The organism is uncultured Cedecea sp., assembly GCF_947498825.1.
Lineage (GTDB): Bacteria > Pseudomonadota > Gammaproteobacteria > Enterobacterales > Enterobacteriaceae > JGM124.
Genome location: NZ_CANMLV010000003.1, coordinates 64643 through 87148 on the forward strand (window position 1 = coordinate 64643; position 22506 = coordinate 87148).

The 22506-nt window shown below is 48.8% G+C and carries 17 protein-coding genes and 3 pseudogenes; 17 read left to right on the top strand and 3 right to left on the bottom strand.

Annotated features, from left to right (window positions below):
* Positions 1-198 precede the first annotated feature (198 nt).
* From phoB to proY, 4 genes are all read left to right on the top strand, one after another.
* A complete protein-coding gene (phoB, locus tag Q1A40_RS05305; protein ID WP_299998402.1) occupies positions 199-888 on the top strand; it encodes a phosphate response regulator transcription factor PhoB in 690 nt (229 codons plus the stop codon).
* Between the two features lie 22 nt (positions 889-910).
* Entirely contained in the window at positions 911-2215 is a 1305-nt protein-coding gene (gene phoR / locus Q1A40_RS05310; RefSeq protein ID WP_299998403.1) for a phosphate regulon sensor histidine kinase PhoR, read from the top strand.
* Positions 2216-2693: 478 nt separating this feature from the next.
* Entirely contained in the window at positions 2694-4013 is a 1320-nt protein-coding gene (brnQ, locus tag Q1A40_RS05315; protein WP_299998404.1) for a branched-chain amino acid transporter carrier protein BrnQ, read from the top strand.
* 69 nt (positions 4014-4082) lie between these two features.
* Positions 4083-5447, top strand: a complete 1365-nt coding sequence (gene proY / locus Q1A40_RS05320) for a proline-specific permease ProY (RefSeq protein ID WP_299998405.1) — start codon at positions 4083-4085, stop codon at positions 5445-5447.
* Positions 5448-5511: 64 nt separating this feature from the next.
* Here proY and Q1A40_RS05325 read toward each other — a convergent pair whose 3' ends face one another.
* Positions 5512-6114: a peroxiredoxin C gene (locus Q1A40_RS05325; protein ID WP_299998406.1), complete on the bottom strand. Its 603-nt coding sequence runs from the start codon at positions 6112-6114 to the stop codon at positions 5512-5514.
* Between the two features lie 196 nt (positions 6115-6310).
* Positions 6311-6892 (bottom strand): ACP phosphodiesterase, encoded by a 582-nt coding sequence (locus tag Q1A40_RS05330; RefSeq protein ID WP_299998407.1) that lies wholly within the window; start codon positions 6890-6892, stop codon positions 6311-6313.
* Between the two features lie 219 nt (positions 6893-7111).
* Between Q1A40_RS05330 and queA the strand changes: the two genes are divergently transcribed.
* From queA to tnpB, 7 genes and pseudogenes are all read left to right on the top strand, one after another.
* Positions 7112-8185 (top strand): tRNA preQ1(34) S-adenosylmethionine ribosyltransferase-isomerase QueA, encoded by a 1074-nt coding sequence (queA, locus tag Q1A40_RS05335; protein WP_299998408.1) that lies wholly within the window; start codon positions 7112-7114, stop codon positions 8183-8185.
* A gap of 81 nt (positions 8186-8266) precedes the next feature.
* A complete protein-coding gene (gene tgt, locus Q1A40_RS05340; protein ID WP_299998409.1) occupies positions 8267-9394 on the top strand; it encodes a tRNA guanosine(34) transglycosylase Tgt in 1128 nt (375 codons plus the stop codon).
* Positions 9395-9415: 21 nt separating this feature from the next.
* Positions 9416-9748, top strand: coding sequence for a preprotein translocase subunit YajC (gene yajC, locus Q1A40_RS05345; RefSeq protein ID WP_299998410.1), 333 nt, complete (start codon positions 9416-9418; stop codon positions 9746-9748).
* A 28-nt stretch (positions 9749-9776) separates the two neighbouring features.
* On the top strand, positions 9777-11624 hold the full coding sequence (gene secD, locus Q1A40_RS05350) for a protein translocase subunit SecD (protein ID WP_299998411.1): 1848 nt from the start codon (positions 9777-9779) through the stop codon (positions 11622-11624).
* A gap of 10 nt (positions 11625-11634) precedes the next feature.
* A complete protein-coding gene (gene secF, locus Q1A40_RS05355) occupies positions 11635-12606 on the top strand; it encodes a protein translocase subunit SecF (RefSeq protein WP_299998412.1) in 972 nt (323 codons plus the stop codon).
* A 510-nt stretch (positions 12607-13116) separates the two neighbouring features.
* A complete protein-coding gene (ltrA, locus tag Q1A40_RS05360; protein ID WP_299998413.1) occupies positions 13117-14508 on the top strand; it encodes a group II intron reverse transcriptase/maturase in 1392 nt (463 codons plus the stop codon).
* A gap of 241 nt (positions 14509-14749) precedes the next feature.
* Positions 14750-15043 (top strand): annotated as a pseudogene (gene tnpB, locus Q1A40_RS05365) (IS66 family insertion sequence element accessory protein TnpB).
* A 137-nt stretch (positions 15044-15180) separates the two neighbouring features.
* Here tnpB and Q1A40_RS05370 read toward each other — a convergent pair.
* Positions 15181-15531 (bottom strand): annotated as a pseudogene (locus Q1A40_RS05370) (site-specific integrase); the annotation flags it as partial.
* On the opposite strand from Q1A40_RS05370, the pseudogene Q1A40_RS05375 reads away from it, so the two are divergent.
* From Q1A40_RS05375 to Q1A40_RS05400, 6 genes and pseudogenes are all read left to right on the top strand, one after another.
* Positions 15527-15793 (top strand): annotated as a pseudogene (locus Q1A40_RS05375) (Tn3 family transposase); the annotation flags it as partial. The pseudogenes Q1A40_RS05370 and Q1A40_RS05375 sit on opposite strands and share 5 nt — an antisense overlap.
* A gap of 1121 nt (positions 15794-16914) precedes the next feature.
* Entirely contained in the window at positions 16915-17178 is a 264-nt protein-coding gene (locus tag Q1A40_RS05380) for a helix-turn-helix transcriptional regulator (protein ID WP_299998414.1), read from the top strand.
* A gap of 453 nt (positions 17179-17631) precedes the next feature.
* Positions 17632-18168, top strand: a complete 537-nt coding sequence (locus Q1A40_RS05385) for a fimbrial protein (RefSeq protein WP_299998415.1) — start codon at positions 17632-17634, stop codon at positions 18166-18168.
* Between the two features lie 105 nt (positions 18169-18273).
* On the top strand, positions 18274-18810 hold the full coding sequence (locus tag Q1A40_RS05390) for a fimbrial protein (protein WP_299998416.1): 537 nt from the start codon (positions 18274-18276) through the stop codon (positions 18808-18810).
* 106 nt (positions 18811-18916) lie between these two features.
* Entirely contained in the window at positions 18917-21442 is a 2526-nt protein-coding gene (locus Q1A40_RS05395) for an outer membrane usher protein (RefSeq protein ID WP_299998417.1), read from the top strand.
* Between the two features lie 325 nt (positions 21443-21767).
* Positions 21768-22469: a fimbria/pilus periplasmic chaperone gene (locus tag Q1A40_RS05400; protein ID WP_299998588.1), complete on the top strand. Its 702-nt coding sequence runs from the start codon at positions 21768-21770 to the stop codon at positions 22467-22469.
* Positions 22470-22506: the final 37 nt, after the last annotated feature.

Sequence of the window (22506 nt, forward strand, 5' to 3'; positions counted from 1 at the left end):
ATCTGTCTCTGTGGCAAAGTCGCGGATAGGCGAGTATATACCGAAAATAATTTAAGTGACTCGCAGGTAAACAGAACAACAATTATCCGATAAAAAATGGTTGTTACTGATATAAATTGTATTCATAAAAATGTCACAAAACTGACGCATACTGACATGCAATTAATAAGATATGGCCTTTTTTCAACAGGGTAAATCATGGCAAGACGCATTTTAGTGGTAGAAGATGAAGCACCAATTCGCGAAATGGTGTGTTTTGTACTTGAACAGAATGGTTTCCTGCCGGTGGAAGCAGAAGACTATGACAGTGCGGTGAATTTGCTGATTGAACCCTATCCGGATTTAATCTTATTGGACTGGATGCTACCTGGCGGCTCAGGTATTCAGTTTATTAAATATCTGAAGCGCGATGCCATTACGCGAGAGATCCCAGTGATGATGCTCACTGCTCGCGGAGAAGAAGAAGACAGGGTGCGTGGTCTGGAAGTCGGCGCAGATGATTACATCACTAAACCGTTTTCTCCTAAAGAACTGGTTGCGCGTATCAAAGCAGTGATCCGTCGTATTTCACCGATGGCAGTAGAAGATGTCATTGAAATGCGTGGGCTGAGCCTTGACCCTTCGTCACATCGGGTGATGACGGGAACCGACCCGCTTGATATGGGGCCAACGGAATTCAAATTATTACACTTCTTTATGACCCACCCGGAGCGTGTCTATAGCCGTGAACAACTGCTTAATAACGTATGGGGCACTAACGTTTATGTTGAAGACAGAACAGTAGATGTTCATATCCGCCGCCTGCGTAAAGCACTGGAATTGAGTGGCCATGATAAAATGGTACAAACAGTGCGTGGCACGGGGTATCGTTTTTCAACCCGATTTTAAGATGTTTAGCGGAGTGTGATACGTGCTGGAACGATTATCGTGGAAACGGCTGGCACTTGAGCTACTGCTCTGTTGTCTGCCAGCAGCCATTCTCGGATTAATTTATGGTTATCTGCCCTGGTTTTTACTGGCTGCGGTAATGATTCTTCTGGGGTGGCATTTTCGTAACCTGCTCCGTCTTTCCTGGTGGTTATGGGTGGATCGTAGTATGACTCCACCACCCGGACAAGGTAGTTGGGAACCGCTGTTATACGGACTGCATCAGATGCAGTGGCGTAATAAAAAACGCCGTAGGGAGTTAGGTAGCCTGATCAAACGCTTCCGTAGCGGGGCTGAGTCGCTACCCGATGCGTTAGTGATGACCACCGAAGAAGGGACTATTTTTTGGTGTAATGGTCTGGCTCAGCAACTGTTAAATCTGCGCTGGCCGGATGACAATGGCCAGAATATCCTCAACTTATTACGTTATCCTGAATTTACCCGCTATCTGGGTAAGAAGAACTTTACTAAGCCTTTGACCCTGGTGCTCAACAGTGGCCGTCATTTAGAATTCCGTGTTGTTCCCTATGCTGAAGGGCAGTGGTTGATGGTGGCGCGTGATGTTACCCAAATGCATCAACTGGAAGGTGCAAGGCGTCACTTTTTTGCCAACGTAAGTCATGAGTTACGGACGCCGCTGACGGTGCTGCAAGGCTATCTGGAGATGATGCAGGATCAAAGTCTCGAAGGTCCGTTACGGGATAAAGCACTGAATACGATGCGGGAACAAACCTCCAGAATGGAAGGTCTGGTGCGACAGTTACTGACGTTATCACGTATTGAGGCAGCTCCCGCAATTGCATTAAATGAAAAAATTGATGTTCCCTTGATGCTCAGAGTCGTAGAGCGTGAGGCGCAGACGCTCAGTAATGGAAATCACACACTGACGTTTGAGGTGGAACCCAATCTTAAAGTATATGGTAATGAAGAGCAGCTCCGCAGCGCCATTTCTAATTTGGTTTACAACTCGGTAAACCATACATCAGCAGGCACACAGATTACTGTTGGCTGGCATCGGTTACCTCAGGGTGTCATTTTTAGCGTTAAAGATAATGGTGCAGGTATCAGTGCAGAGCACTTGCCACGACTGACAGAGCGTTTTTATCGTGTCGATAAAGCTCGTTCAAGGCAGACGGGGGGGAGTGGCTTGGGCCTGGCTATAGTCAAACATGCGTTGAGCCATCACGATACTAAGCTCGATATCGAAAGCGCTGTCGGCAAGGGCTCGACATTCTCATTTATCTTGCCAGAACGTCTTATTGTTACCGATAAAATGGCGAAAACCTAGTTATTATCCCCCTAATAACTCAGGTTATTGGGGGCTTTTTTATAAAGGAAAAAAAATTTTATTTTCTGTAAAGAAAAACGTACATACCCATCTGTTTTTCCTCTCTGGTATTTTTTGAGCCACAAACGTTGTTTAAAAATGCGTGCCTGGTTGTTTTTTATCCGAATGATAAGCCAGTATGGATCCGCATGAGTGAACTTACTTGCTGGTAAATATCATTAATGCGTTATATTCATCTGCTTTTATGATCTCTTCTTGTCTTCAAACGCTATAAGCGTTTTAATTGCCCCCGGTTATTGCCTGCTGAGCTGTTATTGAGTCATTAATCGACTCACTATTCTTGTTCACGCAAAATAATAAGCATTTATCGCTACTGCCAAGGGTAATAACGGTATTTTTACTAAATGCTCACCATTACGATACTGGGTGAGCAATAAGAAGACTTTCAACACAACACATCCACAGGCTGCTTTATCTTATGACTCATCGTTTATCATCTCGCGACATCATTGCACTGGGATTTATGACCTTTGCGCTGTTTGTGGGGGCGGGCAATATTATTTTTCCTCCTATGGTGGGGCTACAAGCGGGTGAGTTTGTCTGGACTGCTGCCTTGGGCTTCCTGGTCACTGCCGTGGGGTTACCGGTATTGACGATTGTTGCAATTGCACGCGTGGGGGGCGGGATTGATAGCCTCAGCTCCCCAATCGGACGTGGTGCGGGTATTTTACTGGCTACAGTCTGTTATCTTGCCGTGGGGCCACTGTTTGCTACTCCACGTACTACCACCGTTTCCTTTGAGATAGGTATTGCACCCTTGACGGGCTCAGGCGATTTAGCGCTGCTGATTTACAGCCTGGTTTATTTTGCTTTAGTTATTTTTATTTCTCTTGAGCCAGGTAAATTGCTGGATTCGGTCGGGCATGTCCTTGCTCCACTGAAGATTATTGCACTGTTAATTCTGGCTGTGGGGGCTGTGCTCTGGCCTGCTGGTGGCATCAGCATCGCGACTGAGGCTTATCAGAGTGCTGCGTTTTCAAACGGTTTCGTCAACGGTTATCTGACGATGGATACCCTGGCCTCACTGGTATTTGGTATTGTTATTGTTAATGCCGCCCGTTCCAGAGGCGTGACCTCTTCCAGCCTGCTGACGCGTTATACGATTGGTGCAGGTATTATTGCGGGAGTCGGGCTGACTATCATTTATTTGGCACTGTTCCATTTGGGATCGGATAGCGCGAACTTGGTTGAGCAAAATGCCAATGGTGCTGCTATTTTACATGCCTATGTGGCTCATACTTTTGGCGGTGGTGGCAGCATATTCCTTGCGGTATTGATTTTCCTTGCTTGCCTGGTCACCGCAGTAGGACTGACCTGTGCCTGCGCAGAGTTTTTTAGTCAGTACCTGCCATTCTCGTATCGTACGCTGGTGTTTATTCTTGGCCTGTTCTCTATGGTGGTATCTAACCTTGGTCTCGATCATCTGATTAAGTTCTCGGTTCCGGTACTGACCACCATCTATCCACCTTGTATCGTATTGGTTCTGTTAAGCTTTACTCGTCCGTGGTGGCATGACTCTTCCCGTATTATTGCTCCGGCGATGCTGGTCAGCCTGTTATTTGGTATCATCGATGGGATTAAAGCATCGGCAATTAGCTCAATATTGCCTGCATGGACTGAACGTTTATGGTTGTCAGATCAAGGGCTGGCTTGGCTACTTCCGACCTTACTGATGGTTGTTGTCACAGTTATCTGGGACAAGGCTGCTGGAGAACCGGTTACTTCAGAAAGTCACTAAGTTATTGTTTATTATAAACCACGGTGCCGTCTGCCGTGGTTTTTTATTTGTCTGAGTGGTAGAGAATTGATGGAAAGAACCAATAAGCTCAAGCGTGGTTTGAGCACCCGGCATATTCGTTTTATGGCGCTGGGTTCTGCAATTGGTACCGGGCTGTTTTATGGCTCTGCTGATGCGATTAAAATCGCAGGTCCTAGTGTTTTATTGGCCTATATCATTGGTGGTGCTGCAGCTTATATCATCATGCGGGCTCTGGGCGAAATGTCGCTACATCATCCGGTGACCGGTTCATTTTCTCGCTATGCACATGATTACCTTGGACCGCTGGCGGGGTTTATTACCGGCTGGACTTACTGTTTTGAAATGCTCTTAGTGGCTATTGCTGATGTGACCGCCTTTGGTATCTATATGAGCGTCTGGTTTCCGACGGTACCCAACTGGATTTGGGTTCTGAGCGTTGTCCTGATTATCTGTGCCATTAACCTGATGAGCGTCAAGGTCTTCGGTGAGCTGGAGTTCTGGTTTTCGTTTGTTAAAGTGGCGACTATCATCATTATGATTGTTGCCGGTATCGGGATTATTGTCTGGGGTATCGGTAATGGTGGTCAGCCGACGGGTATCAGTAACCTGTGGACCTACGGAGGCTTCTTTAGTAATGGCTGGATTGGCACTGTGCTGGCATTACATATGGTGATGTTTGCCTATGGTGGGATTGAAATCATCGGCATTACTGCCGGTGAGGCCAAAGATCCGGAGAAGTCGATTCCTCGTGCGATTAACTCTGTTCCGCTACGAATTTTGGTGTTCTATGTCGGGACGCTGTTTGTCATTATGTCTATCTATCCCTGGAATATGGTGGGAACGGAAGGCAGCCCGTTTGTGATGACATTCCAGCATATGGGCATTACTGTTGCAGCCGGTATTTTAAATTTTGTTGTTATAACCGCATCGATTTCCGCAATTAACAGCGATGTTTTTGGTGTCGGGCGCATGTTGTACGGCATGGCTGAGCAGGGTAATGCGCCAAAAGCTTTCGCTAAATTATCGCGTAAGGGTATCCCTTGGGTCACGGTAGTGATTATGACCTGTGCCTTATTACTGGCAGCTTACCTGAACTATGTGATGCCTAAAAACGTATTTTTAGTTATCGCCTCGCTGGCAACTTTTGCCACGGTCTGGGTCTGGATCATGATTTTGTTGTCGCAAATAGCATTCCGTCGTCAGTTATCCGTTGATGAGGTGAAAACGCTGAAGTTTCGTATGCCGGGTGGGGTGATAACCACCTCAGTGGGACTGGTGTTTTTAATCTTTATTATTGGCCTGATTGGTTACTATCCAGAGACGCGCATTTCGCTGTATGTCGGCTGTGGCTGGGTAGCCCTGTTATTACTGGCCTGGTTTATCATTCTGCGGCATACCGGTCGTAACCAATAGCATAAAAAAGGGGAAAACCAGTGGTTTTCCCCTTTAAAATCACATCAAGTAAACTCAGGCGTTATTACAGTTTGCCTGCGTTCTGGCTCAGGTATTTTGCAACGCCGTCTGGAGATGCATTCATACCTTCTTGTCCTTTTTCCCATTGAGCCGGGCAAACTTCACCGTGCTCTTCGTGGAATTGCAGAGCGTCAACCATACGTAGCATTTCGTCAATGTTACGACCCAGCGGCAGATCGTTAACCACTTGGTGACGAACAATACCTGCTTTGTCTATCAGGAATGAACCACGCAGAGCAACACCGGCTTCCGGGTGTTCAATGCCGTATGCTTTTTGGATTTCACGTTTGACGTCGGCAACCATTGCATATTTAACTTCGCCAATACCGCCATTATCGACTGGAGTCTTACGCCATGCGTTGTGAACAAACTCAGAGTCAAAAGAGACACCAACGACTTCTACACCGCGTTTCTGGAATTCTGCATAACGCTTGTCGAAAGCAATCAGCTCTGACGGGCAAACGAAAGTGAAGTCCATTGGCCAGAAGAAAACAACGGTAGCTTTACCATTGGTGTGTTTTTTGAAGTTGAAGTTTTCAACAATTTCGCCGTTTCCAAGAACAGCTGCAGCGGTAAAATCAGGGGCTGGACGAGTAACCAGGACCATATAAACTCCTGTAAATGTAGTTAAAGTAAATGTTAACGCAACCGAAGGAGTATAAAGCTCGGTTCGATGTAGCTCAAGGTTAAAGCACCGATTAATGAGATAGGTTATACCTATCAAAAAAACCATTATTCGATGGCTTTAACTAAGATAGACCTTTTTGGTAAAAGGGCAAGCTGATATTGACCAACTTGGCTGATTACAGACTCCTCTGTTGTGCCTGAGTCATCATACGTGGATAAAATGACCAGAATAAGTCTTCCAGCTCATGATAGTGTGTTTCAAGATCGTGCCAGGACTCACGAAGTTGCGCGAGTTTAGGCCTTCTTCTCGCCATTGCGCCCAGAACACTGGCGATAAAATGCATATCACTGTAACGCTCAAGCCAGCGTTCATCCCACAAATGATGATTTAAGTCGACAAATGCCGCAGGCATTTGCGGTAGCATCGGCTCTATCTGGCCACGGGCATAATCAACAAATTCACTCAATGGCTGTGTGGGGTTGATACGCTGCCAGTGAAGTGACAGGAAATGATCCCAGATAATATCCAGTGAAATTGGGGAAACCCGGCGAGTTTCTGGACGAAACCATTGTCTGGCAATCGCGACCTCTGGCAACCCATCGGTCAGGGCATCTACCCGCCGGTGCATATAAATACCTGCGACAATTTCAGGTGCAAAACTATCAGCAGGATTACCACGGATGAAATCCGCCAGGATATTACCTGACAGTGAGCTTTTGGCTAAGTGGGCAAGGTGCAGGTGGGCAAGAAAATTCATTGTTTTATTATCTCATTAATCTCTTTTAAAGGCTCTCTTCGTCCTGTATCCAGGCAGCCGAATTACATCGTTTGTCTATGTCCATCGCCTGTTGAAGCTTTACGCCTGGGAGTAACTCGAATGATTTGGAGTATATAAATAGTGGCTAAGCGAGTTGCAAGCAAGCCCCCCTGGCACTAGACTAGTCCGCCTGTTTTTAAGTCTGAGTTCCCTATTATCATGCGCGTTGCTGACTTCTCTTTTGAATTACCTGAAACCCTGATTGCTCACTATCCTCAAGCTGAGCGTAGCAGTTGCCGTTTACTCTCTCTTGATGGGCCAACAGGTGCGCTCGCGCATGGTACTTTCACCGATTTGCAAGATAAGCTCAATCCTGGCGATCTTCTGGTTTTTAATAATACCCGTGTTATTCCTGCACGTCTGTTTGGGCGTAAGGCCAGTGGTGGTAAAATTGAAGTACTGGTTGAACGTATGTTGGATGATAAGCGTATTCTTGCCCATATCCGCGCCTCAAAAGCACCAAAACCTGGGGCAGAATTGTTGTTGGGCGATGACGAAAGCGTCCGGGCTACCATGGTGGCTCGTCATGATGCTCTATTTGAAGTGGAGTTTAATGACGACAGAACAGTACTTGATATTTTAAACAGTATTGGCCATATGCCACTACCGCCCTATATTGACAGACCAGATGAAGAGTCTGACCGAGAACTGTATCAGACGGTATATAGTGAGAAACCGGGCGCCGTGGCAGCACCTACTGCAGGCCTGCATTTTGATGAACCTTTACTGGAAAAATTACGTTTAAAAGGCATCGAAATGGCGTTTGTCACCCTACATGTGGGGGCGGGAACTTTCCAGCCTGTGCGTGTTGACAGTATTGAAGACCACATCATGCATGCTGAGTATGCTGAAGTGCCTCAGTCGGTTGTTGATGCGGTGCTGGCTTGTAAAGCACGGGGTAATAAAGTGATAGCGGTAGGTACCACTTCGGTTCGCTCGCTGGAGAGCGCGGCGCAGGCGGCGAAAGATGAACTTATTGCTCCCTTCTTTGGTGATACCCGAATCTTTATCTATCCAGGTTATCAATACCAGGTTATCGATGCTCTGGTCACTAATTTTCACCTGCCTGAATCAACACTTATCATGTTAGTGTCTGCTTTTGCTGGTTATCAGCATACAATGCATGCTTATCATGAGGCTGTTGCTGCTAAATATCGTTTCTTTAGCTATGGGGATGCTATGTATATCACGTACAATCCGCAGGCGATTAGTGAGCGACCAGGTCAGGAATAAATGATTTATTGTTTCATCGCGGGTACCACCGGCGATGTGTTGTTTTAGCCATTGGACTGTTTATCCGATGCGGGAGGATAAGTGAAATTTGAATTAGATACGACAGATGGCCGGGCACGTCGCGGGCGTTTGGTCTTTGAGCGTGGAACAGTTGAAACCCCGGCATTTATGCCTGTGGGCACCTACGGCACTGTAAAAGGGATGACGCCGGAAGAAGTTGAGGCAACCGGAGCGCAAATTATTCTCGGAAATACCTTCCATTTATGGTTGCGTCCGGGACAGGAGATAATGAAACTGCACGGTGACCTGCATGACTTTATGCAGTGGAAAGGTCCTATCTTGACGGATTCAGGCGGTTTCCAGGTATTCAGTTTGGGTGATATCCGTAAGATTACCGAAGCAGGTGTGCACTTCCGTAATCCGATCAACGGCGATCCTATCTTCCTTGATCCTGAAAAATCGATGGAGATTCAATACGATCTCGGATCTGATATTGTGATGATCTTTGACGAATGTACTCCGTATCCTGCTGACTGGGATTATGCCAAACGTTCGATGGAAATGTCGTTGCGCTGGGCACAGCGTAGCCGGGATCGTTTTGATTCTCTGGGAAATAAAAACGCGCTGTTTGGGATAATTCAAGGTAGTGTTTACGAAGATTTACGAGATATCTCGGTAAAAGGTCTGGTAGAGATTGGCTTTGATGGCTACGCTGTCGGCGGTTTAGCTGTCGGTGAGCCAAAAGATGATATGCACCGTATTCTGGAGCATGTTTGTCCGCAGATCCCCGAAGATAAACCACGATACCTGATGGGGGTTGGAAAACCGGAAGACTTGGTTGAAGGTGTACGTCGTGGGATTGATATGTTTGACTGCGTGATGCCTACGCGTAACGCGCGTAATGGTCACCTGTTTGTGACGGACGGTGTAGTGAAAATCCGGAATGCTAAATATAAGGATGATACTACCTCGCTTGACGCAGAGTGTGACTGCTACACGTGTCGTAATTATTCACGTGCTTATCTGCATCATCTCGATCGTTGCAATGAAATACTGGGAGCTCGTCTTAATACTATTCATAACCTGCGTTATTATCAGCGTTTAATGGCTGGTTTACGTCAGGCTATTGAAGAGGGTAAATTAGAGCTCTTTGTAGCGGCTTTTTATCAGCGCACAGGTAAACCTGTTCCACCTTTGAATATAGATTAATTTAATAATGAGGGAATTTTAATGAGCTTTTTCATTTCTGATGCGGTAGCTGCAACAGGTGCTCCAGCGCAAGGTAGCCCGTACTCTTTGATTCTGATGCTGGTGGTGTTTGGTCTGATTTTCTATTTCATGATCCTGCGCCCTCAACAAAAACGTACGAAAGAGCATAAAAAACTGATGGACTCCATCTCGAAAGGTGATGAAGTTCTGACGAATGGCGGTCTGGTTGGTCGTGTAACTAAAGTTGCTGAAACTGGTTACATTGCTATCGCGCTGAATGACACCAATGAAGTTGTCATCAAACGTGATTTCGTAGCTGCCGTTCTGCCGAAAGGCACCATGAAGGCGCTGTAATTTTTCGTTTTCCCTAAGGGAACTAAACGTGTTAAACCGTTATCCTTTGTGGAAGTACATCATGCTGGTCGTGGTTCTTATCATCGGCACAGTGTATGCACTTCCCAACCTGTATGGTGAGGATCCGGCCGTTCAATTAACTGGCGCGCGCGGTGTCGCCGCCAGTGAACAAACGCTGATCCAGGTCCATGATATTTTAAAGAAAGACGACATTTCCGCTAAGTCCATTGCGCTGGAGGAGGGTTCTATCCTTGCGCGCTTTGATTCAACTGAAACTCAGCTCCGTGCGCGTGAAGTTCTGATGAGTCAGTTAGGCGAAAATTACGTTGTTGCACTGAACCTCGCGCCTGCCACACCTCGCTGGTTGTCTGCTATTCATGCTGATCCGATGAAATTGGGGCTTGATTTGCGCGGTGGTGTGCACTTCCTGATGGAAGTGGATATGGATACGGCACTGGGCAAACTTCAAGAGCAAATTATTGATAATTTGCGTAGCTCACTGCGTGAGCAGAATATTGCTTACTCCAGTGTACGTAAGGCCAGTGACTATGGCGTAGAAATTGCTTTTCCTGATGCGGACCTGCGTGACAAGGCTATTTCTTACTTAAGTCAGCGCAACCGTGACTTGGTGTTCTCCCGTATCAGTAATAACGGCTTACGTGCAGTCATGACCGATGCTCGTCTGAGTGAAGCACGTGAATATGCGGTACAGCAGAACATTACTATTCTCCGCAACCGTGTGAATCAGCTGGGTGTGGCCGAGCCGTTGGTACAACGTCAGGGTGCCGACCGTATTGTGGTCGAACTGCCGGGTATCCAGGATACAGCACGTGCGAAAGAGATCCTCGGTGCGACTGCTACGCTTGAATTCCGTCTGGTAAATACCAATGTTGATGCCAGTGCAGCGGCTTCAGGACGCGTTCCGGGCGATTCAGAAGTGAAACAAACCCGTGATGGTCAACCCGTGGTGTTGTACAAACGTATTATTCTGACCGGCGATCATATCACTGACTCTACCTCCAGTATGGATGAATATAACCAGTCACAGGTTAATATCTCTCTGGATGGGGCTGGCGGTAATACCATGTCTAATTTCACCAAGGATAATATCGGCAAGCCGATGGCAACCTTGTTCGTGGAGTATAAAGACAGCGGTAAGAAAGATGCGAATGGTCGAGCAATTCTTGCCAAGCAAGAAGAGGTTATCAATGTCGCGAACATTCAGTCTCGCTTAGGTAGCAGCTTCCGTATTACGGGTATTAATAACTCGGCTGAAGCTCGTCAACTTTCCTTGCTGTTACGTGCTGGTGCGTTGATTGCGCCGATTCAGATTGTTGAAGAACGTACCATTGGCCCAACCTTAGGTCTGGAAAATATCAAGCAAGGTCTGGAAGCCTGTCTGGCAGGACTGTTGGTTTCTATCATCTTTATGCTGTTCTTCTATAAGAAGTTTGGCTTGATAGCAACGACTGCTCTGGTGGCTAACTTAATCCTGATTGTCGGCATCATGTCTCTGTTACCAGGGGCAACGCTAACCATGCCAGGGATTGCCGGGGTAGTACTGACACTGGCGGTTGCGGTGGATGCTAACGTTCTGATTAATGAACGTATTAAAGAAGAACTGAGTAACGGTCGCTCTATTCAACAGGCCATAGATGAAGGTTATAAAGGAGCATTTAGCTCAATTTTTGACGCCAACATCACAACGCTGATTAAAGTTGTCATCCTGTACGCGGTGGGAACCGGAGCCATTAAAGGATTTGCAATTACCACAGGTATCGGTGTTGCAACATCTATGTTCACGGCAATTATCGGTACCCGCGCTATTGTAAACCTGCTGTATGGCGGCAAGCGCATTAACAAGCTGTCTATCTAAGGAGTGCGTTGTGGCACAGGAATATACTGTTGAACAATTGAACCACGGGCGTAAAGTCTATGACTTTATGCGCTGGGATTACTGGGCTTTCGGCATCTCCGGTCTCTTGCTTATTGTTGCTATCGCGATTATCGGCGTGAAGGGCTTTAACTGGGGACTTGATTTTACCGGCGGTACAGTGATTGAAATTTCGCTGGAAAAACCGGCTGAGCTGGATGTTATCCGTGGTGCGCTAGAAAAAGCGGGCTTCCAGGATCCCTTGGTTCAGAACTTTGGTAGCAGCCGCGATATTATGGTGCGTATGCCGCCGGTGAGTGGTGAAGTTGGCGGGCAAACACTGGGCAGCTCGGTTGTTAAAGTGATTGATGAGTCAACCAATCAGCACAGTGCAGTAAAACGTATTGAGTTTGTCGGGCCGAGTGTCGGTGCGGATTTGGCACAAAGTGGTGCGATGGCACTGCTGGTTGCCTTAGTCTCAATTCTGGTCTATGTCGGATTTCGTTTTGAGTGGCGTCTGGCTGCGGGTGTTGTTATCTCGCTGGCGCACGATGTCATTATTACTATTGGTATTCTGTCGTTATTCCAGATTGAGGTTGATCTCACTATCGTTGCTTCACTAATGTCAGTTATCGGCTACTCGCTTAACGATAGCATCGTGGTATCGGATCGTATTCGTGAGAACTTCCGCAAAATTCGTCGCGGTACGCCTTATGAAATTTTTAACGTCTCGCTGACTCAGACCCTGAAAAGAACCTTGATAACATCTGGCACCACGCTGATTGTTATCCTGATGCTTTATCTGTTTGGTGGCTCAATGCTGAAGGGCTTCTCATTAACCATGCTGATTGGTGTCACCATCGGTACGGCTTCTTCTATCTATGTCGCCTCTGCCTTGGCGCTGAAAATGGGTATGAAGCGTGAGCATATGTTGCAGCAGAAAGTGGAGAAAGAAGGAGCAGATCAGCCTTCTATCTTGCCTTAATCAGATATCAGTCTGATAAAAACCGCGGTCTAAAACGATCGCGGTTTTTTTTCGTGGTGCGCCGGGCATGGCGCGTAGCGCCTTGAACGGCGCTGTCCGTTGACCGTGGTGGTTAACAGATGACTTGGAGGTGAAAGTCCTCTACACACCCGGCAAGGGGAAGTGTTAGCTGAACGGCAAGGGTGTCCACCGCGAGGTGAAGTCTGAAGGAAGCTGAAAGCAAAATGCGGGTCTGACGAACAGGAAGCGGTTCAGGCGGCACAGCAGGGTAAGGTGGCCATTATCGTCAACGCCCAATACTTGCACGGAATGCTGTGACGTAAAGCCGACAGACATATGCAGGAAGGTCACGCGAATTACCCCGGGAGATCTGCCATTCTGCCATTGTGCTACCGATATCAGGAGATGTCGGGATGGAATGTCAGAAGTCAGCCGATGCCGTAGTAGTACTGACTCACCACCAGTATGAAGGGCTGAACATGTTAACCGCAATTAGGACACGGATACTCGATGCCGATTAACGATGCACAAGGGCAGAACATTGCCGCCATAAGTCAGGGTAGCGGGCAGAACCCGCGAGAGCAGCTGAATGGTGCTGAAATCGACACGGCGGTCAGTGGGCGAACGAAAGCGGAAGTGCCGTTGACAATCGAAACGGTGACAGAGAGATCCAATATGATGCTCGCCTATCAGCGGGTGGTGGAAAACAACGGTACCGCAGGGGTGGATAACCTCAGCGTGTCGGCGTTGAAGCCCTGGCTGAAAGAACACTGGGCAAGCATCACGAGTGCATTGATGGCAGGACATTATCTGCCCCGTGCGATACGCAAAATGGATATCCCAAAGCCAGATGGCGGCGTGAGAACATTGGGTATCCCGACGGTGGCAGACAGACTCATCCAACAAGCGATAGCGCAGAAACTGAGCGCTGTCGTCGACCCGACCTTCTCAAACTCCAGTTATGGCTTCCGCCCGGGACGCAACGCATGGCAGGCCGTGCGTCAGGCACAGGTCCACATAAACAGTGGTAAACGCCATGTGGTTGACATGGATCTGGAAAAGTTCTTCGACAGAGTGGATCACGACATATTAATGTCGCGGATAGCCCGGCACATCAAGGATAAACGGTTGCTGAAGTTAATCCGCCGATACCTTGAGGCCGACAGTGTCGACAGTAATAAAGAGAGAGTCAAACGAGTGAGAGGTATGCCGCAAGGCGGGCCTTTATCGCCGTTGTTGTCGAATATCTTGTTAGACGATCTGGACAAAGAACTGGAGCGGCGTGGACACAGCTTCTGTCGGTATGCAGACGACTGCAATATCTATGTCAGCAGCCGAAAAGCGGGTGAACATCTTCTCAGGGATATCAGTGAGTATCTGGCGGATACGCTGAAACTGACGATAAACGAAAAGAAGAGTGCGGTGGCAAGGCCATGGGATCGCAAGTTCTTAGGGTACAGCGTCACAAGGCATAAATCTGTTCGCCTGAAAGTGGCAGACACGAGTGTGGCAAGGCTGAAGGATAAACTCCGCAGCCTGACCACAGGGCACAGATCGGCGTCAGTAAAAGTCGTCATCAATAAACTCAAACCCGTCCTCAGGGGCTGGATAAGCTACTTCCGTTACACCGAAGTGAAAGGGGTACTGGAAGAGCTGGATAGCTGGATAAACAGGAAGTTACGCTGCCTTTTATGGAAGCAATGGAAGCGTCCCCGAACGCGGGCAAAGAAGTTAATGCAAGCGGGGTTAACGGAAGAAAGGGCGTGGCGTTCAGCGTGCAATCAGAGAGGGTCGTGGTGGAACTCGGGAGCGAGCCATATGAATCAGGTGATAAAAGTATCGTCACTGAGGAAGGCTGGCTTACTGTCATTGCTCGAACAACACAGGCAGTTCCAGGGTTAACATGAACCGCCGTATACGGAACCGTACGTACGGTGGTGTGAGAGGACGGCGGGAGCGATCCCGCCTCCTACTCGATTGGCGATAAACTCTCTGTCATGCCCTGCTACTGCAGGGGGGATCACACTGCACAATCCTTCGCCAGACAGCTGAGTCTTATATTACGTGAAATGATGGCTGGAAAATCACGATGATCGGCCTACCATCTGAGACTAAAATCTGACTGGTTGCCTGTATCAACGACATGCGCAACGGCTTCAATGGTCTGGCCGCGAAGGTACAGACGGCGCTGAAAGACGATCCGATGTCCGGCCACGTCTTCATCTTCCGGGGCCGTAGCGGCAGTCAGGTCAAACTGCTGTGGTCCACCGGCGACGAACTGTACTCGCTGGGCAAACGCCTGGGGCGTTGTCATTTCGCATGACCTTCTGCCAGTGATGGTAAAGTGTTCCTGACCCCGGCGCAGCTGGCGATGCTGATGGAAGGCATCGACTGGCGACAACCTAAACGGTTGCTGACATCCCTGGCTATAATGTAAATCTCTTTATTCTGACTATTGCTGAATAAGCCAGGTAAAATAAGGGCTTATGAGCAGCACCTCATCTGACGACATCCTTCTACTGAAACTGCGCCAGGCCGAACAGGAGGCGCTGGTCCACGTCCTGCAGACAGACGCCTACGAAAATCATGAATAGTAAAATTAGGTACGTCGGGGAGGTTACTCTTCACTTTGCTCAATGCTACAGGGCGTGTGCTTTCCTGAATGTGGGGGAATCATAGGGTGCTGCATCTTTCTGGCCGGAAGCCCCACCGGCTATTGCAGGACATCTGGTGCAGTTCCTCCAGCCATTCAAGCGCTACTGCCGGGATAGATATATCAATCACATCACCATTTTTAACTTGTTCTGCGGGTAAGTGTCAGACCGCCTCATCAAGACTGAACTCTTCCCGGCGTGCGCCACAAAGTTCCATCTTGCGGCAGCAGAACACCAACAGAAGTTTCATTGTCAGTTCGTTCTGCCGTGAGGAGCAAGGAGATCAATTGAGTGCTCTGGGCCTGGTGAGCAATGCGGTTGTGTTGGGGAACAGGCTTTACATGCAGGAGCTGCTGTCACAGCTTTGCCAGTCGGGTGAAATACCTGAGGGAGAACATCTGGCAAGTTTATTCCCACTGATACATGGTTATATAAATAGGTTGGGCCATTATGTGTTTTCGTTATCGGAGGAGATTCTGAACGGGGAGTCAGGGTCATTGAATTCCGGCATAAACAATGAATTTTCTCATTAACGTGTTTTTTACATCACTAATCCTCAAGTCTCGTAGCACAAGGCTCAGTAATATTAAGTGATATAGACCCTCACTAAAAATAAGCAGGCTGCGCGAGGTTGCTAATCATCCGGCACCGGGTTTTTCCCCGGAGCCGTTCAGCCCTTCATTGTATAAAGTACCTTCATGGTGTGATTTTCCATAATGACGTCTGCAAAACATGCTTTCCCCCAGGGGAGCATCTTCCGGTTATTTTAATTCTTTAACCTTACTCATTTTCATCATATTTGACTTCCATTTTACAGAATATTGCATCACGGCTTCTGTTCTGACAGACGGTTGCTTTGGCTTTTATTTTTGGCTCAGGCCTCTTTAGCGTATAAACCCTCTGCGTTTCTGTAAACCGTGTTTTGTTAAGTGGCTCTCTGTAAATATTGAGGTGGAAAAACTTGTTATTGCCACCCCATTTTAGGGTAAGTGAACACAAACATCGAACCCGCCACATTAATGAGCCACTTTGTGTATGAGATTTCCTCACCATACCGGGTGTTAAGTATTCAAACTCAATATTTGTGAGGCGGTTCTCATTCTCTCCGCCTCGCATAAGTCAGGTAATGAGAAAATATATCTAATACTGGATGTGTTATTAAAAAAATAAGCTTTGTAAAATATGTTAAATAAATTGTTATGTTTATGTTTTTTGGTGTTTTGTTCCTGTTGCAAGGCTGGTTTGTAGTGAATGAATCTGGTTTTAATCCAATTTAAAGTCAATCTTTCGGATGTGGGGCTCTGCATTTATCAAATAAATAGAATAAAACGCCATGTGTATCAGGAGAGGTAGTTTAAAACTCTATTTACATATTGAAATAAACAGGATTCGTCTTTTCATACGCGGGAAAAGTGTATTGCCAGTTAATTAACGTGGCTGATTAAATGATGTTGATATTAATTAAAGGTCATTTAAATCAATCCTTTATATTATATTACGGATATTATCGATCGCTAATTCCGATCAATGAATTAACACCAATAGCTTGAATCTATCGTAATTACGCTTTTTGAATGTTTTAATCGATTTTACGCAATGCGACTATTCTGATTAAATCTCCCTAACAAAAACTGACGATGCTCAGGGGGGAAAAATGAATGACCGGCAAATCATCGATGACAGAGTAAATATGTTAATGAGTGGTTACTTCAAATCTAAACGCCTTGAGCGTGGGTTAACCGGAAAACAAATAGGTGAGTTGTTATGTGTCAGCCAACAACACATTTCCCGTTATGAACGCGGTGAAACGACTATCCCACTCAGCGTTATGGTATTTTTTTTAAACTCGTACGCGTTTAATTTAAATGAATTCTTTAATTATATTTCGGATGGTGTTGCTGTACGCTATAATTTGTAAGCAGGCGATAACTAGCAATATTTAATCTTTGAAAATAAAGGCGAGTCCGGGTGTTGTAATATACGTTATTGATATTTTCAGTTTATTGTTAAATTCTTTTTAATTTAATCGAAGTGAGTTATGTGTTTTCAGCTGTCAGCTTGCCCGTATTTTTAATATGGCATTTTGCAGCATGCAAACAATGCGCGCCAGCCCGGCGGTTGAGCTACCCGGGCAAGCACTGCCTCAATGGTCGCGGGCTGAGTCATTGTTTTATTTTTCTGTTTATTTGTCTGTTGCTTATATTTGTATTCAGGTTGGATTTAAAAAAGTCACGGGTTATTTTCGGGGCTTTTAACATTATCTTTATCATCAATTATCATAATATTGATGCCGAAGTAAACCCCCGGAAAGGGACATTATAACTGTCGTTATAATTTAAATACGTTGTACCATTTTTAAGGAATCTTATTCATGAAATTGAAATCAATCGCAGTGGCTACAGTTGCATCTTTAGGTCTTATCTCAACAGCAATGGCTGCGGATGAAGGTCACGGCAAAATCACGTTTTTCGGCTCTATCATTGACGCGCCTTGCTCAATTAAAGCCGGTGATGAAGAGCAATTGATTAATTTAGGTCAAATTTCTAACGTCGCATTGCAAGATGGCGGCAAATCCGAGCCCGTTAATTTTGCCATCAACTTAGAAGGCTGCCAGTTTGGTGATCCTGCCGCGAAAAATAAAGTCACGGTCACCTTCACCGGCGCGGCATCTGATGTTAATGCTGACTTGCTCGGCATTACAGGTCCGGCCAAAGGTGCAGGTGTGGCCATGACGGCGCAAGGCGGCGCTGAACTGATCAAACTGGATACCCCAACGGCACCACAAACCCTGACTGATGGTAACAACACGTTAAGTTTTGCTGCCTATATGCAAGGTGAGGGTGCGGGCACTGCCATTGTTGAAGGCGCTTTCCAGGCCGTGACTGACTTTAAACTGAGCTACAACTAATCCTGTGAGTCCCTTTGTGTTTTAGGGGTGACGAGGCATGTGAAGTGATTTTGCATGCCTTTTTCTTAACCCTGCAGCGATTAACGGCGGTATAAGGAGTGTTTCATGCCCGGCAAGACATTTTCCCTTTCAGTGTTTTCTTGCATTTTTTCCTGTCTGATTGCGTCCTTTGCGGTTGCCGCAAACGATGCAGGCCACGGACGGGTCAACATGCAAGGAGCCATTATCGATACTGCCTGCGCCATTGCGGTAGAAAGCCGTGAGCAACTCATTGATATGGAGGTCATTCCGTTTGCGGATGTGTTACGTGACGGACACGGGCGCAGCAAGCCGTTCTCCATTGCGCTGGTCAACTGTGTGCTTGAACGTCCGGGAAAACCGGACTGGCGTCAATTTCAAGTGACCTTTGAGGGTGAGCATGACGGGGATTATTTTGGGGTATATGGCGATGCGAGGGGCGTGGCATTGCGCATCATGGATGAATATGGAAACCACGCCCTGCCAGGGAAGGCGCTGCCGTTGCGTGATGTCGTCCCGGGCAACAAGGTGCTGAACTACACCCTCACGCTTATGCCCAATCAGCGTGACCTGAAAGCCGGGGCGTATTTTTCCGCCATTCGATTTAAGTTGGACTACTTTTAGCCGGGTTTAATGCCCCTTGCGCTCGTGCCTGCTGTTTCAATACAGGACAGATTATCACCAGATTATTCGGCCTGATAAGAATAACAATGATAAATAAGGATAAGGGATGACGTTGTCACCACAAACACACATGCCGTGCCGCCACGCGTTAAGCTTTTGCATTGCGGTGGCGCTCGTACTGCCTCACGTGGCCTTCGGCGCCGACGAAATTCAATTTAACACCGACGTATTAGACGTTCATGACCGCCAGAATATTGATTTGAGCGTCTTCTCCCGCGCCGGGTATATCGTGCCGGGTACTTACGAAATGGTGATCCACGTGAACAAAGGGGAGCTGGCTGAACAATCGCTGGCGTTCTATGCCCCGGAGGATGATCCGAAGGGCAGCCAGGTGTGTTTGACCTTACCGGTTGTTGAGCAGATAGGGTTTAAACCCGGCGAGCTCAAGTCCGTATCCTGGTGGCATGACGGGGAGTGTCTGGCGGTCAGCAGCATTTCGGGCATGGAGGCGCGCGCCGATTTGGCCACAAGCAGTGTCTACCTCAGCATTCCGCAGGCCTTCTTAGAGTACACCGCGGAAAACTGGGATCCGCCGTCGCGCTGGGATGAGGGTATCCCGGGGGTGATGTTTGATTATAACGTTAACGGGCAGGCCCGTAACCAAATTAAAAATGGGGTGCGGGGGTATAACCTCAGCGGCAACGGCACCACCGGGGTGAACCTGGGCGTGTGGCGCTTTCGTGCAGACTGGCAGGCCAACCTGAATCACTCCAACCAAGCCAACCAGGCCATCGACAGGCAGTGGGATTTTACCCGTTTTTATGCCTACCGGGCAATTGCCGCCCTGCGTTCCAAATTAACCCTGGGGGAGGATTATCTCACCTCCGGGATGTTTGACAGCTTCCGGTTTATGGGGGCCAGCCTGGTGTCTGAGGACAGCATGTTGCCGCCGAACCTGCGGGGCTACGCCCCTGAAATTTCAGGGGTCGCGAAGACTAACGCCATCGTCAAAGTGAGCCAGCAAGGGCGCGTATTGTATGAAAGCTCGGTGGCCGCGGGGCCCTTTCGTATCCAGAATTTGAGTGATGCAGTCAGCGGTGAGTTACTGGTCCGGGTGGAAGAGCAGGATGGCAGTGTACAGGAGTTTACGGTCAACACGGCCAGCATTCCGTATCTTACTCGCCCGGGGCAGGTGCGCTTTAAGGTGGCCGCGGGGCGCCCGTCCGACTTTAAACACCGCGTACAGGGCGGCGTCTTTGGAACGGGCGAGTTTTCATGGGGGGTGAGTAACGGGTGGTCGCTGTTTGGCGGGGCGCTGGGTAGCCAGGATTACAATGCCCTGGCGATTGGGGTGGGCCGGGACCTGCTGGCCTTCGGGGCCTTGTCCTTTGATATCACCCAGTCCTTTGCCCGGTTACCGCGCACATCCGGCACCCAGTCCGGGCGTTCGTACCGCCTGAGCTACTCGAAAACGTTTGATGAAATTGACAGCCAGGTGACTTTTGCGGGGTACCGCTTCTCCGAGCGGGATTTCATGAGCATGACAGAGTACCTGGATGCCCGGCATTACGGCACTCAGGCGGGGCACGGCAAGGAAATGTACACCGTGTCGTTTAACAAGCAGTTTCAGGAACTGGGCCTCAGCGCCTACGTCAACTACAGCCACGAAACCTACTGGGATCGGCCACAAAACGATCGCTACAGCCTGACGCTGTCGAAGTACCTCGATGTCGGCCGGTTGCGCAATATCAGCCTGTCCCTGTCTGCGTTTCGTAATGAATATAACCGCGTGAAGGATGATGGTGCGTACGTGTCGGTGTCGATGCCGTTCGGGGCCAAATCGACAATGAGTTACAACATGTCGACCAACAACGCAGGCACCAGCCACCAGGCCAGTTACTTTGACCGGGTGAATGCGCATACCACGTACCAGGTGAGTGCCGGGCATGCCGGTGGCGGGGCCACGGGCAGTGCGTATGTGTCGCACGAGGCGGACGTGGCGCGCTTTAACGGCAACGTCTCCTACGTGCAAGGGCAGTACAGCGCCTTTGGCCTGTCCGCGCAAGGGGGCGTGACGGTGACGCCCGAGGGCGGCGCACTCCACCGGTCGGGTAACCTGGGGGGGACCCGTATTTTGGTGGACACCATGGGGGTTGCGGACGTGCCGGTTCGCGGGTACGGGGAGACCTCCCCCACGAACCGGTGGGGGAAAGCGGTGGTCAGCGACGTCAACAGTTATTACCGCAGTAAAGCCAGCATTGATGTGAACGAGTTGAATGACCGCACCGAGGCCTCTAAATCGGTGGTGCAAGCCACGCTCACGGAAGGGGCGATTGGGTACCGACAGTTTGATGTGGTGTCCGGTAACAAAGGGATGGCGGTCGTTAAATTGGCCAACGGCAGCACGCCGCCGTTTGGTGCGGTAATTAAAAATGCGCGTCAGCAAGATGTGGGGATTGTCGGGGATGCGGGGTCGGTGTACCTCAGTGGGATTCAACCGGGGGGCAGCATGACCGTGTCCTGGGGGGATAAGCAGTGCGCGCTGACCCTGCCGAGCCCGTTACCGACCGACCTGTTTACCCGGCCGCTGTTATTGACGTGCCAGATGACGGACGGCGTCGCCGCTCACTAGGGGCGTCATCGATGTCTGCATTTTCGACCGCGCCGGCCCTGGTTAATGTCCACGAGGACAGTGTTGCCTCCCCGCGAGGGTGAGCGAAATCTCAACCCCGGGATGGGGCCATTTGCAGCGGCGAAAACCGTGAGGTGTCACGCATCATGAATGATGAATCACACACACTAGCGATGCACAAACTTTGCATATTGATACCGTGAACACAGAGAGTTTAATCATGAATTTGCCGAATATCTCAACACCCTTTACTCCGCGGTTGCGTGTGGCATGCTCATCTCGCCAGACCGCCCTCCTCAACGCGCTGCTGTGGAGTGGCGTGGTCATGGGGAGCGCCCTGGCAACCTCGGCAGAGGCGGCGATTGCTTTAGACCGCACCCGGGTGGTGTTTGATGGCGATCACCGCTCCGTCAGCCTGAACGTGAGTAATCAAAACAAGCAGTTGCCCTACCTGGCACAGGGGTGGATGGAAGATGAGGCGGGCCAGAAAATTCAAAGCCCGTTTACCGTGTTACCTCCCGTGCAACGCATTGAGCCGGGCAAGCCGAGTCAGGTCAAAGTTCAGGCGCTGCCGGCGGCTGATATGCTGCCGCAAGACCGCGAGTCACTGTACTACTTTAATTTGCGCGAGATTCCGCCCAAAAGCAGTAAGCCCAACACCTTACAAATTGCCTTGCAAACCCGCATTAAGCTGTTTTACCGGCCGAAAGGGATCGCCATCGACCCGTATGCGCAGCCCCCTCAGGACAAAATGACCCTGACAAAACAGGGCGGGAACTATCTGGTGAATAACCCGACGCCGTATTACGTGACGTTTGTGGACGCCAGTCGCCAAAAAGACACAACCGGGGTCAGGGATTTTGAGCCGATGATGGTGGCCCCGAAAAGCAGTATGCCGCTGACGGTGAGTGCCGCGGCGGTGGGTGAGCACCCGGTCTTAACCTATGTGAATGATTACGGGGGGCGCCCGCAACTGCAGTTTCAGTGTGCGGGCAGCACTTGCTCGGTTGTTCCCGAAAAAAAATAATCCAAATCATCCGGGGGGGCACGCCGTTCCGCCGGGG